This is a genomic window from Roseovarius sp. (assembly GCF_965277045.1).
Classification (GTDB): Bacteria; Pseudomonadota; Alphaproteobacteria; order Rhodobacterales; family Rhodobacteraceae; genus Roseovarius.
Window position 1 is genome coordinate 909,439 of the sequence record NZ_OZ255712.1, and the last position, 14,696, is coordinate 924,134.

Genomic DNA, 14,696 nt, shown 5'->3' on the forward strand with positions numbered 1-14,696 from the left:
ATGCTGAACCTGGATCATTTCGCGGTGGCGGCCGAGACGCTGGACGAGGGCCGCGTCTATGCCGAGGAGGCGCTTGGCGTGGCGCTGCGCCCCGGGGGGCAGCACGCGCATTTCGGGACGCATAACATGCTGCTGGGGCTGGAGGATGGGCTTTACCTGGAGGTCATCGCGGTGGATCCCGAGGCGCCCGCGCCGGGCTGCGCGCGGTGGTTCGATCTGGACAGGTTCAAGGGGCGGCCGAGGCCGACGAACTGGATCTGCAACACGCCGGCCCTTGGGGCCGTCGTGGAGCGGTTCCCGAAGGCGGGCGTGCCGGTGCCGCTGGCGCGCGGCGACCTGCGCTGGCAGATGGCGGTGCCCGAGGATGGGCGGCTGCCGTGGGACAACCTTTTTCCGGCGGTGATCGAATGGCAATGCGCTCAGCATCCGGTGCAGATGTTGCCGGCCTCGGGATGCCGGCTGGACCGGCTGGTGGTGACCCACCCGGAGGCCGAGGCGTTGGAGGACGCGCTGGCGCCGGTGCTGAGCGACGCCCGGGTGGTCTTTGAGACCGGCGCGGCGGCGCTGAGGGCCGAGTTGACCACGCCGCGAGGGGCGTGCGTGCTGGCATGAAGATCCGGCCGGCGGAGGCGGGCGATGCAAAGGCGCTGGCCGGGATCGTCAATCATTACATCCGTGAGACGACGGTCAGTTTTACCGAAGACGAGAAGACCGTGCTGGAAATGGCGTTGGCCGTGAAGACGCGCGACGAGGCGGGGCACGGGTTCCTGGTGGCCGAGCGGGATGGTGACCTGCTGGGCTATGCCACCTATGGGCCGTATCGCAACGGCTCGGGCTATCGCGAGACGCTGGAGCATACGGTGCTGCTGCGCCCCGGGGCCGAGGGCAACGGGGTGGGCCGGGCGCTGATGCAGGCGCTGGAGGACCATGCGCGGGCGCGCGGCGTGCATTCGCTGATCGGGGGGATCAGTGGCGAGAACGCGGGCGGGATCGCGTTTCACCGCAGGATCGGGTTTGCCGAGGTGGGGCGCGTGGCGCAGGCCGGGCTGAAATTCGGGCGGCGGATCGACCTTGTGTTGATGCAGAAACTCCTGTCCCCCGGGGGCCGCACGCCTTAGGTTGCGGCCCATGTCGATCTGGAGTCGCATATCCGAAGCGCTGTCGGCGCTGGCCAGTGGCGAGCCGCTGACCAGCGTGTTCGACCGGCTGCGCACGCCGCCGGAGCGGACGGTGGCCTTTGCCATAGCTGTGATCGCGCTGGGCGCGAAGATGGCCAAGGCGGACGGGCAGGTGACGCGCGACGAGGTGACGGCGTTCCGCGAGGTGTTCCTGATCGCCAGCGACGACGAGGCGGGGGCTGCGAAAGTTTTCAACCTCGCGCGGCAGGACGTTGCGGGATTCGAGGAATATGCGCGTCGGATCAAGACGATGTTCGGCGACGACGCGGCAACCCTGAACGACCTTCTGGAAGGGCTTTTCCACATCGCGGTGGCCGATGGTGTCTATCACCCGAACGAGGATGTGTTCCTATCGGAGGTGGCGACGATTTTCGGCCTGCCGGAGCGGGAGTTCAACACGCTGCGAAGCCGCTTCGTGCCGGATGCCAAGCCGGACCCCTATGCCGTGCTGGGGGTGACGCCCGACACGCCCTTGCCCGAGATTCGCAAGGTCTGGCGCGCCAAGGTGCGCGAGATGCATCCCGACCGGATGGTGGCGCGGGGCGTGCCGCAGGAGGCGATCAAGCTGGCCGAGAAGCGGCTGACCGACGTCAACGACGCGTGGGAGCAGATCCAGCGCGAGGCGGCCTGAGCGATGCGTATCGCCACCTATAACGTCGAGTGGTTCAACGCGCTGTTCGACGCGCAGGACCGGGTTTTGGACGATGACGGGCCATCGGCACGGTACGGCGTGACGCGGGGCGATCAGCTGGCCGCCTTGGGCATGGTGTTCGCGGCTATGGATTCCGATGCGGTGATGGTGATCGAGGCGCCGGATAGCGGCAGCAAGCGCGATACCGTCAAGGCGCTTGAAGCGTTCGCGGCGATGATGGATCTGCGGGCGCGCAAGGCGCTGATGGGGTTCGTCAACGACACCCAGCAGGAGATTGCGCTGCTGTACGACCCGGACGTGATGACCTGCCGGCATGACCCGAGGGGCGAGGAGACCGGCAAGAGAGGGTCGAGCGAGGCGCCGCGCTTTGACGGCGTGTTCCGCATCGATCTGGATATCGACGCGACCGAGGATCTGGTGGTGTTCTCCAAGCCGCCGCTGGAAGTGGCGGTGGAGGTGCGGGGCGGGGTCGGCTTTCGCATGATCGGGGCGCATCTGAAGTCGAAGGCGCCGCATGGGGCCACCACGCGGGACGAGGTGATGCGGCTCGCCATTGCCAACCGGCGCAAGCAGCAGGCGCAGGCGGTGTGGCTGCGCAAGCGCATCCGCGCGCATCTTGAAGCGGGCGAGCAATTGATGCTGCTGGGCGATCTGAACGACGGGCCGGGGCTGGACGAGTACGAGAACCTCTTTGGCCGCTCGTCGATCGAGGTGATCATGGGCGGGGCCGAGCCGGGCGAGATGCGGCTTTACGATCCGCACGCACGGCGGGCGCTGAACCAGCGGATCGGCGCGCAGCACAGTTCGGCGCGGTTCTATCTGAAGGACGAGGGGCGTTACCTTCAGGCGCTGCTGGATTACATCATGATTTCCCGGGGGTTGCGGGCGAGGGGGCCGAAATGGCGCATCTGGCACCCCTTCGAGGACCCGGGTTGCTGGAAGGTGCCGGAGCTGCGCGACGCGCTCTTGGCGGCGTCGGATCACTTTCCGGTCACGCTGGATATCGACCTGTCATCTTAAAATCGTCATCGCGATGCGCTATATTGGGGTCATGAAACGGATCATGCCCATCGCCGCCCTGTCGCTGTCCCTTGCCGCCGCGCCCGCACTGGCGCAGGAGGAAGAGGACGAAGGTTTTTCCCTGATGGAGCGGGGGGCGCAGATGTTCATGGAAGGCATCATGCGCGAGATGGAACCGGCGATGCGCGACATCGAGGGGATGGCGAAGGAGATGCAGCCGGCCTTGCGCAGTTTCGTCGAGGAGATGGGCCCCGCCTTTGCCGACCTGATGGGCCAGATCGACGATCTGAGCAATTACCATGCGCCCGAGATGATGCCCAATGGGGATATCATCATCCGCCGCAAGACCCCGCTGGAAGAGGAAATCGACCCGGACGAGGAAATCGAGATCTGAGGCGGCGCGCCCCTGGCGTTTCGATCAGCCCGGGGACTTGCCCGGCGTGGCCCTTGCGCGGCGCGGGCGCAGCAGCTTGACGTCGAATTCCGCACCCAGCGTGTCGGCGAGCGAGGCGAGGCGCGTTTGCCCGACTTCGCCGTAGAGCGGCACGGCCTCTTCGGTCAGGCGCAGGATCAGCTGTTTCTTCTTGGGGTGCCAGGTCAGCTCGCCCAGCTGGGTGTCGGCCCGTAGCCAGAACATCGCGGCAAAGCGCATGGCCTTGCCCAGAACCTCGGCCTGGTGCTGGCCGCGCTCGTCCAGCAGTTCGGCCAGTTTCTCGAACCGGGTGCCCTCGCGCTTGTTGGAATAGCGGTGCAGGAGGGCGAGGCCCAGGAACACCCGTTCGGAGTGTTTCAGCCCGCCGAGGTTGGCGCGGGTGGCGTTGTCGAAGCAGTCCTCGGCGCGGTAGTCGGGATGCGAGCGCCAGCTGACGTCATGCAAGAGGCAGGCGGCGCGGATGATGCGCAGCTTGTCGGGGCGCGCGCTGCGGAAGAGCGGCTCGACGAAGTGATAGATGGCGCGGCCATAGCCGGGCAGGCGGGCATCCTTGGCCTCGGCAAAGCGGCACGCCTCGATCAGGGGATCGCGGTCGCGCAGTTGCTGGGGCATCTGTTCGTACAAGAGCCCCTCGCGGATGCCGTAGCTGGAGACGGCGATGTCGCGGGGGCCGAAGGTCTTGACCAGGCGGCGCAGCACCTCGGCGGCGTCGGGCACCAGCGCCATACGCTGCGAGGACACGCCGGCGCGGTTGCGCAGCTCTTCGGCGTCGTTCTTGGCGATGTAATCGGCGGTCTTGCGCACGTCCTTGGGGGTCATGCGGTATTCGTGCAGGACGTGGAGGGGATAGCCGCGGCGTTCCATGTCGATCTTGGCGATGGCGCGCCATGAACCGCCCACCAGAAAGAGGCGGTTCTTCTGTTCGCCCAGCTGGTCGTGCATGCGCTCCAGCGTGTCCTTGATATAGGCCTTGCGGGCCTTCTTGCCGCCCTTGACCTCCTGCAGGGAGAAGGGGCCGAGGCGCGAGGTCAGGCGCTTGCCGACCTGGCCGCCGTTGATTTCGGCCAGCTCCATGGAGGAGCCGCCGATGTCGCAGACAAGGCCGTAGGAGCCGGGCCAGCCCAGAAGCACGCCCTGGGCCGAGAGGCGCGCCTCTTCGGGGCCGTCGACGACCCAGAGATGAATGCCGGTCTCGCGCTTGATCTCGTCGCGGAATTCTTCGCCGTCGCTGGCCTCGCGCACGGCGGCGGTGGCGACGGCGGTGAGCGGGCCGGTGTCCATGTTCTCTGCCAGCCGGGCGAAGCGTTTCATGGCGGCGAGCGCGCGTTCGCGCCCCTCGGGGTTCAGGCGGCCGGTTTCCGACAGGCCCTGGCCCAAGCCGCACATGATTTTCTCGTTGTAGAAATAGGCCGGGCTGCGGGCGGCGCCGTCGAACACCACCATGCGGACGGAGTTCGAACCCACGTCGACCACGCCCACGCGGCTGAGCGCCTTGGCCGCGTCCTTGTCGAAAAGCGGGCGCCCGAAAGGGCCCCATTCGCTGTGTTCGGGATCGGTCGTGCCGTCCATGACATCCCCGGCTTGGTCTCGGCCCCTTATATGCGACAGGGGGCCGGGAGGGTCAATCGTCGGTGTGGGTGAGTTTGGGCACGTCCGCCGCCCCGGCGGAGCCGCGGCCCGACAGCGACGGGTTTTCCATGAAGAAGCGGTGGCAGTTGAAGGCGAATGTGCCTTCCTCGATCAGGTCGCGGGTGAAGCTGCCGTCGGGGGCCATGACCCAGGTCTGTGCCACGTCGGCAAGGTTGGCGGCCATGACCTGGCCCACGATCTGGGCCTTGACGGTGGGGTTGGTGATTTCCACCAGGGTTTCGACGCGGCGGTTGAGGTTGCGGCCCATCCAGTCGGCGGAGGACATGTAGACCTTGGCCTTTTTCGAGGGCAGGCCGGCGCCGTTGCCGAAGCAGACGATGCGCGAATGTTCCAGGAAGCGCCCGACGATGGACTTGACGCGGATATTCTCGGACAGGCCCTTTATCCCCGGGCGGATGCCGCAGATGCCGCGCACCACAAGGCAGATCTTCACGCCGGCCTGCGACGCGGCGTAGAGCGCGTCGATCACGTCGGGTTCGATGATCGAGTTCATCTTGGCCCAGATCTCGGCCGGTTTGCCGGACTTGGCGTGGTCGATCTCGGCGGCGATCATTTCCAGCAGGCGGGGTTTCAGCGTGGTGGGCGAGATGGCCAGGTTTTCCAGCTTTTCGGGCTGGGCGTAGCCGGAGAGGTAGTTGAAGACCTTGGTGGCGTCGCGGCCCAGCGAGGAATCGCAGGTGAAAAGGCTGAGGTCGGTGTAGATCTTGGCGGTGATGGGGTGATAGTTGCCGGTGCCGTAATGGGTGTAGGTCACCAGCTTGTCGCCCTCGCGCCGGACCACGGTGGAGATCTTGGCGTGGGTCTTGAGATCGAGAAAGCCGTAGACGACATGGGCGCCGGCGCGTTCCAGCCGCCGGGACTGGCGGATGTTGGCGGCCTCGTCGAAGCGGGCCTTGAGTTCCACCAGCGCGGTGACGGACTTGCCGTCCTCGGCGGCCTCGCACAGTGCCGATACGACGGGGCTGTCCTTGGAGGTGCGGTAGAGCGTCTGCTTGATCGCCACCACGTTGGGGTCGCGCGCCGCCTGCGTCAGGAAGCGGATCACCATGTCGAACGTCTCGTACGGGTGGTGCAGCAGCATGTCCTTTTGCCGGATGGCGGCGAACATGTCGCCGTCATGGTCCTGCACGCGTTCAGGCACGCGGGGCGTGAAGCTGGGCCACAGCAGGTCCGGGCGGCTGTCGAGCACCATTTCCTTGAGATCCGCCAGCCCGATCATGCCGTCGACCTCGACCACTTCCTCGGGGCGGACCTCGAGTTTCTGCATGATGGTGCGGCGCAGTTCCTCGGGCGCGCCGGAAGAGATTTTCAGGCGCACCACCTCGCCGCGGCGGCGGCGTTTCAGGGCCACCTCGAATTCGCGCACGAGGTCCTCGGCCTCTTCCTCGACTTCCAGATCGCTGTCACGCAGGACGCGGAAGTTGCAGTGGGCCTTGTAGGTGTAGCCCGGGAAGAGGTGATCGAGGTTGAGCAGTAACAGGTCTTCGAGCGGGAGGGCGCGGAACTGGCCCGGCTCGGACGGGACGGTGACGAAGCGGTCGATCTGGTTGGGGATGGGCAGGAGCGCCTGAAGCGGACGCTTGTCGGACTTGCGCTGCATCTGGAGCGCGAGCGAATAGCCCAGGTTGGGGATGAAGGGGAACGGGTGCGCGGGGTCGACGGCCAGCGGCGACAGGACCGGGAAGACCTGTTCGAGGAAGATGTCGCTGAGATGGGTGCGGTCGTCTTTCGTGAGGCTGTCGATGTCGAGGATGGTGATGCCCTCGGCCTCCATCTCTTGCCGGAGGTCTTCGAGCGTGCCTTGCTGCTGGGCCAGCAATTTGCGGGCGTCCTCGTCAATCAGGACAAGCTGTTCGGCGGGGGTGAGGCCATCGGCGGCGGGCGTGGTGTTGCCGGCATGGGCCAGTTCGCGCAGGCCCGCGACGCGGACGTTGTAGAACTCGTCGAGGTTGTTGGCGGAAATGGACAGGAAGCGCAGGCGCTCCAGCAGGGGAACGCGGGGGTTTTGTGCTTCTTCCAGGACGCGCCAGTTGAAGCCCAGCCAGCTGAGCTCCCGGTTGAAGAAGCGCCCGGGGCCGGTGATATCGAGACCGTCGATCGTCACGGGGGCAGGGGCGGTGGATTTGAGGAAATCTGCGTTTGTCATGTGGCCCTTATGGGATTGCGACGTAACGATAAGGTGACGACTTTGCCGTTACAGCCCTGCGTTGTCCAGAACATCGCGGGCAAAGGGGCGGGTGAGGGCCCGTTTGCGCGACAGTGCGGCGGAATCGAGCAGGGCGACGACCTCGCGGGCGGCCTCGAACGAGCGGTCGATGCGGCGCAGAAGATAGGGGATGACGTCCGGCGTGGGGGTCAGCTGGCGATCGTCGAAAAGCTTGGCGAGGATGGCCGTCAGCAGCCTGTCGTCGGGCAGATCGAGTTCGACGGCGGGCGTGCCCTGCATGCGGCTGGCAAGGTCGGGCAGGGCGAGGTTCCAGTACTTGGGCGCGGCATGGGCCGTCAGCAGCAGGGAATGGCCCTCGGCAAGGGTCAGGTTGTGCAGGTGGAAGAGAGCCGTTTCAGCGGGTTCGCTGCCGGCGATGTTCTCGCAATCCTCGACGGCGACGTGGTTCTGTGCGAGGACCGGGATGTCGGCCTGCGCGAGGTCGGTCACGGGAATGATGAGGCCACCGCTTTGCGCCGACCAGACATGGGCGAGATGGGTCTTGCCGGCGCCGGGGGGACCGTAGAGGACCAGCTTGCGGGCGGGCCACGCGTCCCAGGTGTCGATCATGGCGACGGCCTGCGCGTTGGCGGCGGAAACGAAGAAATCCTCCCGCCCGTGCGCCGGTTTGGCGGGCAGGTCGAAGCTGAGCTGCTGTGCCATTATTCGGGGTCCCGGTTGCCTTGCCCGGTATAGAGGGCGCTGTCCATGTATTGCTGCACGGCGAAGCGGGCAAGAACGCCGATGGCCGCCGCGACCGGCACCGCGACCAGCATGCCCACGAAGCCGAAGAGGGCACCGAAGACCGACAGCGCGAAGATCAGCCAGACCGGGTGCAGGCCGACGGATTCGCCCACCAGCTTGGGCGTCAGGATATTGCCCTCGACCACCTGGCCCAGCACGAAGATGCCGGCGACGAGGCCGATGGACAGCCAGTCGCCCCAGAACTGGAAGAGGGCGAGGCCGATGGCGAGCGCGCCGCCAAGAACGGCACCCACGTAGGGAATGAAGGTGACGAAGCCGGCAAAGGCCCCCACGACGAGGCCGAATTGCAGGCCCACCAGCATCAGCGCGACGGCGTAGTAGGTGCCGAGGATCAGGCAGACGGTGCCCATGCCGCGGATGAAGCTGGCGAGGGTCTTGTCGATCTCGGACGCGAGCCGGCGGATCACCGGGGCATGTTCGCGCGGCAGGAGGCGGTCGATCTCGGCGACCATGCGGTCCCAGTCGTAGAGCAGGTAGAAGGCCACCACGGGCACGATCACCAGCAGGACCACCACGTTGACGAGCGAGCCCACCGAAGCCAGCACGGTTTCGACAACCTGGCCGCCGCGTTCCTGGATGGTGGCGCCGAGGCTGGCGAGCGACTGGCGCAGGGTGGAATCCTCGTCGACGATCTCGGGAAAGCGGGTGGTGAGGAAGTCCTGCAGGTCCTGAAACAGCTTCGGCGCGATGTCGATGAGGTTGGCGGTCTGGTTGACCAGCGTGGGGATGACCAGAAGCACCATGATGACGAAGATGCAGATCGCGACGAGCGTGATGATCGTGACGGCGATGGCCCGCGAGGCGCCCAGGCGTTCGATCCGGTCGGCGATGGGGTCGAGGAAATAGGCCACGGCGCCGCCCAGCACGAAGGGCAGGATCACGTCGCCCAGGAACCACATGACAACGAGGAACAGCGCGATGGCGATGCCCCAGAATTGAAATTGTGTCCGGACGGGAAGGGCCATGCCACCTCGGGGGAACAAAACGCGTCGCCCTGTTTTTCGCGCAAGGGGCGCAGCGTTGCAAGCGCCTTCCGGCTTGTCTGGCGGGCGCTGAGGCCATAAACGGGGCCTAAGCACGCAATGACCAGAGGTTCCCCATGCGCCTGTCCAAGTATTTCCTGCCGGTCCTGAAGGAGACGCCTGCCGAGGCGCAGATCGCCAGCCACCGCCTGATGCTGCGGGCCGGGATGATCAAGCAGGCCAGCGCGGGGATCTATTCGTGGCTGCCCCTGGGCTTCAAGGTGTTGCGCAAGCTGGAAAATATCGTCCACGAGGAGCAGGTGCGGGCGGGGCATATCCCGATGCTGATGCCGACGCTGCAATCGGCGGATTTGTGGCGGGAAAGCGGGCGGTACGATGCCTATGGTCCCGAGATGCTGCGGATCCGCGACCGGCAGGACCGGGATATGCTCTATGGTCCGACGAACGAGGAATTGATCACCGATATCTTCCGGTCGCATGTGGGCAGCTACCGGGATTTGCCGCTGACGCTCTATCACATCCAGTGGAAGTTCCGTGACGAGATCCGGCCGCGTTTCGGCGTGATGCGGGGGCGCGAGTTCTTCATGAAGGACGGGTACAATTTCGACCTGACGAAGGAAGACGCGCTGCATGCCTATAACCGGCACCTGGTGAGCTACCTGCGGACCTACGAGCGGATGGGGCTGCAGGCGATTCCGATGCGGGCGGATAGTGGCCCGATCGGGGGCGATGACACGCATGAGTTCCTGGTGCTGGCCGAGACGGGCGAGTCGGAGGTGTTCTATGACAGCGAGATCACGGACCTGAAATTCGGCGAGCGCGAGATCGATTACAGTGACAAGGCGCAATGCCAGGCGGTGCTGGAAGAGTTCACGTCGCGCTATGCGCGGACGGACGAAACGCACGATGAAGAGGTCTTCAACAAGATCCCCGAGGACCGCCGTCGCGTCGCGCGGGGCATCGAGGTGGGCCAGATCTTTTATTTCGGGACCAAGTATTCCGAGCCGATGGGCGCTACGGTGCAAGGCCCCGACGGCAAGCCGGTGCCGGTGCATATGGGCAGCCACGGGATCGGTGTGAGCCGCCTGGTGGGAGCGATCATCGAGGCCAGCCACGACGACAAGGGCATCATCTGGCCCGAGGGCGTCACACCTTTCCATGCCGGGATCGTGAACCTGAAACAGGGCGACGGCGAGGCGGATGCGGCCTGCGAAAAGCTTTATGCGGCGCTGAAGGGCAAGGGGCTAGACCCGCTTTACGATGACCGCGACGAGCGGGCGGGCGGCAAGTTCGCGACGATGGACCTCATTGGCCTGCCGTGGCGGATCACTGTGGGGCCGCGGGGCCTGAAGAACGGCGTGGTGGAACTGACCAGCCGCCGCACCGGCGAGAGCGAGGAGATGGCGCCGGAGGCGGCGGTCGAGAAGATCGCCGAGATCTATGCGCCGCATCGCGGTGAGGCCGGGACGGTCGAGCCGATGGCGGATCGGTCGTTCCATACCTGGATGTGACGGGCCTGTGGCGCGGGGCCTAGGCCGGTGCCGCGCCCTGTCGCGATAATCTTGTTTCTGGATTTGCGCGAAACGCGCTATACTTGCCTCAAAACAAAAGACGACAAAACGAGGCAGAGCAATGATTTCCAAGGGACTGGCCCTGGCGGGCGGGCTGTGCTGTGCACTGGCCGCGTCGCAATTTCCTGAGTTTTCCCAACAGTATAAGCAGCGCCTGTCTGGCGCTGTGGATGAATTGGCCTGGGTGGTGGAGCGGTTCGATGCGGATGCCGCGGCGCTTGGCCTGAGCCGGGACGCGGCGCTGAGCGAGCTTGCGCGCGGCACTGCCATGGCACAGGCTCGGAGCGAGAGCATGGGGCAGGTTCTGATCCGGCATGAGCGGTTGTCTGCCCATCTGGAGCACCTTGGGACGACCAACTCGGTCAGCGCGGCGCTGATCGGGTGGCAGTACCTGGACCCGGAACTGGCGCAGAAGACCTGGGGCGATTTCGAGCCTGCTGTGCCTGCGACGGTGGCGGGAGCGGGCTTTGGCCTGGGCGGGTTCCTGGCGGGGTATACGCTGATCGGGATGCTGTTGGGTGGCCTGGGCCGAATGGTGCGGCGCAGGCCGGTGGCGACGCCGGCGGAGTAGGTGGGGCGCGGAACGCGCAGACCTTCGAGCCGGTCAGAATGTCTGATCAGGCAGCGGATGATCCGCGCGATTGCCAGACCGCGGGCTGGCGACCCGAGCGGTCTTCAATGCACTTTATGGCTGCCACTTCCGCAGAACTTTTGATCGACGCGCCTTTGTAAACCAATCGCCAGACCGGGGGGCGGCCCCCCTTTCGGCGATTGCACGCAATCGCCTTTCGGTCAGCGGGCGATCGCGCGGCGGCCTGCGGCCTTGATCCCGCGCGGGCTTCGCCACATTCGGCAATCGCCTCTGCTAAACCGGGGTTGACCTTATCCCGGCACCGGATACACCGCAGAGACGCATAACGAACCCGAGGTCCCCATCGTGGCAGTTCAGCCCAAGCCGTTTTCCGCCTTCGAGACGATGATCGCGTGGCGCTACCTGCGGGCCAAGCGGGCCGAGGGCGGGGTCAGCGTCATGACGTGGATCAGCCTTATCGGGATCACGCTGGCGGTGTTCGCGCTGATTGCCACGCTGGCCGTCCGCGCCGGCTTTCGGGCCGAGTTCGTGGACACGATCCTGGGGTCGAATGCGCATGTGACGGTCTACAATGCCGGAACGGTGGACCAGCAGACGGGCCGCATCGACCGGCAGATCGGCGATTACGAGGCGATGGCCGAGCGGTTGCGGCAGGTCGAGGGCGTCACGCGCGCCGCACCGCTGATCAAGAACCAGGTCCTGGCCAGCGTGCGTGACCGCAACGCGGGGATTGAGGTCTTCGGCATCGCGCTGGACGACCTGAAGGGCCTGCCGCGGATCGCGGATCCCGAGACGGCGCAGGGCGATATCGAGGATTTCTCGCAGGACTCGGCCGAGACGGGCGTCTTTCCCATCGCCATCGGGTCGGGCGTGGCCAGCACGCTGGGGATCGGGGTGGGCGACAAGATCAAGGTGATCAACCCCACCGGCAACCGCACCGCGCTGGGGACCAGCCCGCGGGTGAATGCCTATGACGTGGTCTATGTATTCAGCGCGGGGCGGTACGACATCGACAAGGTGCGCGTCTACCTGCCGTTCGAGGAGGCGCAGAGTTTCTTCAACAGCGAGGGCAAGGCGGACGAGATCGAGGTGATGATCGAGGAGCCCGAGCGGGTGAACGAGATGTCGCTGGACCTGTTGCGCGCCGCCGGGGACAACACGCAGATCTGGACTTGGCGCGATTCCAGTAGCGGGTTTCTGCGGGCGCTGGAGGTGGAGGACAACGTGATGTTCATCATCCTGTCGATCCTCGTGCTGATCGCGGCGATGAATATCACCAGCGGTTTGATCATGCTGGTCAAGAACAAGGGGCGGGACATCGGCATCCTGCGGACGATGGGGCTGACCGAGGGGTCTGTCCTGCGCGTGTTCTTCATGTGCGGGGCCTTTATCGGCATCATCGGCACGGTGATGGGCACGGTTCTGGGCTGTCTCTTTGCTGTCTATATCGACCAGATCTTCGGCATCCTGGACAGTTTCAGCGATCAGCCGATCTGGACGCCGGACACGCGGGGGATCTATTTCCTGCCCGCCAAGCTGGAATTCTGGGATGTGATGAGCGCGGTGGGCCTGTCGCTGTTCCTGAGCTTCGTGGTGACGATTTTCCCGGCCCGGCGGGCGGCGCGGATGAACCCGGTGGAGGCGCTGCGCTATGAGTGAAGCGATGCTGAGGCTGGCGGGGGTCGAGAAGGCCTATAACAAGGGCAAGGCCAACGAGGTGAGCGTTCTGTCGGGCATCGACCTGACGATCGGCGCGGGCGAGATGGTGGCGCTGGTGGCGCCTTCGGGGGCGGGCAAGTCGACGCTGTTGCATATTGCGGGGCTTCTGGACACCGCAGATGCGGGCGTTGTCGAGATCGGCGGCGAGGACATGGTGGGCCGGTCGGACCGGCGGCGGACGATCATGCGGCGGCAGGAGGTGGGGTTCGTCTACCAGTTTCACCACCTGTTGCCGGAGTTCACGGCCCAAGAGAATATCGTGCTGCCGCAGTTGGCCGACGGGATCAGCCGCAAGGTGGCCGAGGCGCGGGCGACCGAGTTGCTGACGCAGGTGGGCATTGCCGACCGGGCCGGGCATCGGCCCAGTGCCATGTCGGGCGGCGAGCAGCAGCGGGTGGCGTTCTGCCGGGCGTTGGCCAACAGCCCGCGATTGCTGCTGGCGGACGAGCCGACGGGCAACCTGGACCCCGGCACGTCGGACCAGGTGTTCGCGGCGCTGATGGAGCTGGTGCGGGGCACCGGGCTGGCGGCGCTGATCGCGACGCATAACCTGGAGTTGGCCGCGCGGATGGACCGGGTTGTGAAGTTGGAAGCCGGGCGGATTGTGTTGGGGTGAAACCCCACCCTACGCAAGCGAAAACAGGGGGTGCGATGCAGGTATCGCTGGACGAGATCGAGGCGACGGCGAAGGCGGCCCTGGTGAGGCATGGTGCGCAGGACTGGATCGCGGGCGAAGTGGCGGCGGCGGTGCGCGAGGCGGAAGGTTTGGGCAACCGCATCTGCGGGCTTTATTACCTCGAAAGCTATTGCCAGCAGTTGCGGACGGGGCGCGTCAAGAGCGACGCCGTGCCGGAGGTGCGCAAGCCGCGGCCTGGCGTGGTCGAGGTGGATGCGAAATTCGGCTTTGCACAGGCGGCTTTCTCTAAAGCGCTGCCCGAGGCGGTCAAGGCCGTGCGCGAGACGGGCACGATCAGCCTGGCAGTCTGTCATGCGCATACCTGCACCAGCCTGGGCTATTTTACGGCGCAGATCGCGCGGGCAGGGTTCATCGTTCTGGGGATGACCAACGCGACGCCGGTGGTGGCGCCGCCGGGGGGCAAGCATCGCGTGATTGGCACCAACCCGATTTCCTTCGCCGTGCCGGATGGCAAGGGCGGGGTGGCGATGCTGTTCGACCAGTCCACCACCACCGTGGCGCTGGGCAAGATCACCATGGCCAAGGCGGCGGGCGAGACCATCCCCGAAGGCTGGGCCGTCGATGCCGAGGGCAAGCCCACGACCGACCCCGAGGCGGCGCTGAAAGGCTCGCTGGTCAGCATGGGCGGCTATAAGGGCTGGGGGTTCGGCCTGATGGCGGAGCTGCTGGCGGCGGGCATGACCGGCAGCCGCGCGGGCGTGGACCTGGGGCCGCTGAAAGCGCCCGAGGGCGATCCGCATGATATCGGGGATTTCTACCTGATCATGGACCCGGACGTGTCGGGCGGGGCGTTCTTTGACCGGCTCCGCCAAGTGTCCGAAGCGGTGCAGCGGGACGAGGGCGCGCGGATGCCGGGGCAGGCGCGCGCGGTGCAAGACCCGGTGAAGGTCGACCCCGACGCCTGGGCGCTGGCGCAGCGGCTGGCGGGCGCGGATTAACCGGAGCAGGTGGCGCGCAGCATGTCCATCGCGGGGGCGCGGCGGTCGTAGGAGGCCTCGATGATGGCACGGCTTTGCGACGGGGTGCAATCGGCCAACCGGATGTCGCGACCGCGCTTGAGCGCCAGTGTCACGTCGTAAAGATCGTACTGATCGAGTTCGGCGAAGGTGGCGGCGCTGAAATGGGACGGCACCAGATCGGCCGGGTCGGGCTCGTCGTACTCCTGTGCGAGGGCGGCGCCGGCAAGGCTGACGCAGAGGGCTGTCATGGTTAGGACGCGGTGCATCAAAA

The 14,696-nt window shown here is 66.1% G+C and carries 15 protein-coding genes; 10 read left to right on the plus strand and 5 right to left on the minus strand.

Annotation, left to right across the window (positions count from 1 at the left end):
• The 5 genes from ACQY4V_RS04435 to ACQY4V_RS04455 are packed head-to-tail and all read left to right on the plus strand — an operon-like array spanning position 1 to position 3,244.
• Positions 1–612 (plus strand): VOC family protein, encoded by a 612-nt coding sequence (locus tag ACQY4V_RS04435; protein WP_428515691.1) that lies wholly within the window; start codon positions 1–3, stop codon positions 610–612.
• Positions 609–1,118 (plus strand): N-acetyltransferase family protein, encoded by a 510-nt coding sequence (locus ACQY4V_RS04440; RefSeq protein ID WP_428515692.1) that lies wholly within the window; start codon positions 609–611, stop codon positions 1,116–1,118. Before ACQY4V_RS04435 ends, ACQY4V_RS04440 begins: the two co-directional genes overlap by 4 nt.
• A gap of 10 nt (positions 1,119–1,128) precedes the next feature.
• Positions 1,129–1,809, plus strand: a complete 681-nt coding sequence (locus ACQY4V_RS04445; protein WP_428515693.1) for a TerB family tellurite resistance protein — start codon at positions 1,129–1,131, stop codon at positions 1,807–1,809.
• 3 nt (positions 1,810–1,812) lie between these two features.
• Positions 1,813–2,850 carry an endonuclease/exonuclease/phosphatase family protein gene (locus ACQY4V_RS04450; RefSeq protein ID WP_428515694.1) on the plus strand — a complete coding sequence of 346 codons (1,038 nt, stop codon included), beginning with the start codon at positions 1,813–1,815 and terminating at the stop codon, positions 2,848–2,850.
• 31 nt (positions 2,851–2,881) lie between these two features.
• Positions 2,882–3,244 (plus strand): hypothetical protein, encoded by a 363-nt coding sequence (locus tag ACQY4V_RS04455; protein ID WP_152491931.1) that lies wholly within the window; start codon positions 2,882–2,884, stop codon positions 3,242–3,244.
• A 24-nt stretch (positions 3,245–3,268) separates the two neighbouring features.
• On the opposite strand, the gene ACQY4V_RS04460 is transcribed toward ACQY4V_RS04455, so the two are convergent.
• From ACQY4V_RS04460 to ACQY4V_RS04475, 4 genes are read right to left on the minus strand one after another with little or no spacing between them, the layout of a single operon-like run.
• Positions 3,269–4,852, minus strand: coding sequence for a Ppx/GppA family phosphatase (locus tag ACQY4V_RS04460; RefSeq protein ID WP_428515695.1), 1,584 nt, complete (start codon positions 4,850–4,852; stop codon positions 3,269–3,271).
• A 52-nt stretch (positions 4,853–4,904) separates the two neighbouring features.
• Positions 4,905–7,079 (minus strand): RNA degradosome polyphosphate kinase, encoded by a 2,175-nt coding sequence (locus ACQY4V_RS04465; RefSeq protein WP_428515696.1) that lies wholly within the window; start codon positions 7,077–7,079, stop codon positions 4,905–4,907.
• A gap of 48 nt (positions 7,080–7,127) precedes the next feature.
• Complete coding sequence (locus tag ACQY4V_RS04470) at positions 7,128–7,802, minus strand: HdaA/DnaA family protein (RefSeq protein WP_428515697.1); 675 nt, start codon at positions 7,800–7,802, stop codon at positions 7,128–7,130.
• Positions 7,802–8,869 (minus strand): AI-2E family transporter, encoded by a 1,068-nt coding sequence (locus ACQY4V_RS04475; RefSeq protein ID WP_428515698.1) that lies wholly within the window; start codon positions 8,867–8,869, stop codon positions 7,802–7,804. The genes ACQY4V_RS04470 and ACQY4V_RS04475 overlap by 1 nt, the downstream gene beginning before the upstream one ends.
• 134 nt (positions 8,870–9,003) lie before the next feature.
• Here ACQY4V_RS04475 and proS point away from each other — a divergent pair, with 134 nt between their 5' ends.
• From proS to ACQY4V_RS04500, 5 genes are all read left to right on the plus strand, one after another.
• Positions 9,004–10,398, plus strand: a complete 1,395-nt coding sequence (proS, locus tag ACQY4V_RS04480; protein WP_428515699.1) for a proline--tRNA ligase — start codon at positions 9,004–9,006, stop codon at positions 10,396–10,398.
• A gap of 121 nt (positions 10,399–10,519) precedes the next feature.
• A complete protein-coding gene (locus ACQY4V_RS04485) occupies positions 10,520–11,029 on the plus strand; it encodes a DUF2937 family protein (protein WP_428515700.1) in 510 nt (169 codons plus the stop codon).
• A 366-nt stretch (positions 11,030–11,395) separates the two neighbouring features.
• Positions 11,396–12,709 (plus strand): lipoprotein-releasing ABC transporter permease subunit, encoded by a 1,314-nt coding sequence (locus ACQY4V_RS04490; protein ID WP_428515701.1) that lies wholly within the window; start codon positions 11,396–11,398, stop codon positions 12,707–12,709.
• Positions 12,702–13,385: an ABC transporter ATP-binding protein gene (locus tag ACQY4V_RS04495; protein WP_428515702.1), complete on the plus strand. Its 684-nt coding sequence runs from the start codon at positions 12,702–12,704 to the stop codon at positions 13,383–13,385. Before ACQY4V_RS04490 ends, ACQY4V_RS04495 begins: the two co-directional genes overlap by 8 nt.
• 35 nt (positions 13,386–13,420) lie before the next feature.
• Positions 13,421–14,404: an Ldh family oxidoreductase gene (locus tag ACQY4V_RS04500; RefSeq protein ID WP_428515703.1), complete on the plus strand. Its 984-nt coding sequence runs from the start codon at positions 13,421–13,423 to the stop codon at positions 14,402–14,404.
• On the opposite strand, the gene ACQY4V_RS04505 is transcribed toward ACQY4V_RS04500, so the two are convergent.
• Positions 14,401–14,691: a hypothetical protein gene (locus ACQY4V_RS04505; protein ID WP_428515704.1), complete on the minus strand. Its 291-nt coding sequence runs from the start codon at positions 14,689–14,691 to the stop codon at positions 14,401–14,403. The two genes, ACQY4V_RS04500 and ACQY4V_RS04505, sit on opposite strands and share 4 nt — an antisense overlap.
• Positions 14,692–14,696: the final 5 nt, after the last annotated feature.

Bases quoted from the DNA above. Each gene is read 5' to 3' on its own strand.
- ACQY4V_RS04435 (WP_428515691.1), top strand. From the start codon at position 1: ATGCTGAACCTGGATCATTTCGCGGTGGCGGCCGAGACGCTGGACGAG.
- ACQY4V_RS04440 (WP_428515692.1), top strand. From the start codon at position 609: ATGAAGATCCGGCCGGCGGAGGCGGGCGATGCAAAGGCGCTGGCCGGG.
- ACQY4V_RS04445 (WP_428515693.1), top strand. From the start codon at position 1,129: ATGTCGATCTGGAGTCGCATATCCGAAGCGCTGTCGGCGCTGGCCAGT.
- ACQY4V_RS04450 (WP_428515694.1), top strand. From the start codon at position 1,813: ATGCGTATCGCCACCTATAACGTCGAGTGGTTCAACGCGCTGTTCGAC.
- ACQY4V_RS04455 (WP_152491931.1), top strand. From the start codon at position 2,882: ATGAAACGGATCATGCCCATCGCCGCCCTGTCGCTGTCCCTTGCCGCC.
- ACQY4V_RS04460 (WP_428515695.1), bottom strand. From the start codon at position 4,852: ATGGACGGCACGACCGATCCCGAACACAGCGAATGGGGCCCTTTCGGG.
- ACQY4V_RS04465 (WP_428515696.1), bottom strand. From the start codon at position 7,079: ATGACAAACGCAGATTTCCTCAAATCCACCGCCCCTGCCCCCGTGACG.
- ACQY4V_RS04470 (WP_428515697.1), bottom strand. From the start codon at position 7,802: ATGGCACAGCAGCTCAGCTTCGACCTGCCCGCCAAACCGGCGCACGGG.
- ACQY4V_RS04475 (WP_428515698.1), bottom strand. From the start codon at position 8,869: ATGGCCCTTCCCGTCCGGACACAATTTCAATTCTGGGGCATCGCCATC.
- proS (WP_428515699.1), top strand. From the start codon at position 9,004: ATGCGCCTGTCCAAGTATTTCCTGCCGGTCCTGAAGGAGACGCCTGCC.
- ACQY4V_RS04485 (WP_428515700.1), top strand. From the start codon at position 10,520: ATGATTTCCAAGGGACTGGCCCTGGCGGGCGGGCTGTGCTGTGCACTG.
- ACQY4V_RS04495 (WP_428515702.1), top strand. From the start codon at position 12,702: ATGAGTGAAGCGATGCTGAGGCTGGCGGGGGTCGAGAAGGCCTATAAC.
- ACQY4V_RS04500 (WP_428515703.1), top strand. From the start codon at position 13,421: ATGCAGGTATCGCTGGACGAGATCGAGGCGACGGCGAAGGCGGCCCTG.
- ACQY4V_RS04505 (WP_428515704.1), bottom strand. From the start codon at position 14,691: ATGCACCGCGTCCTAACCATGACAGCCCTCTGCGTCAGCCTTGCCGGC.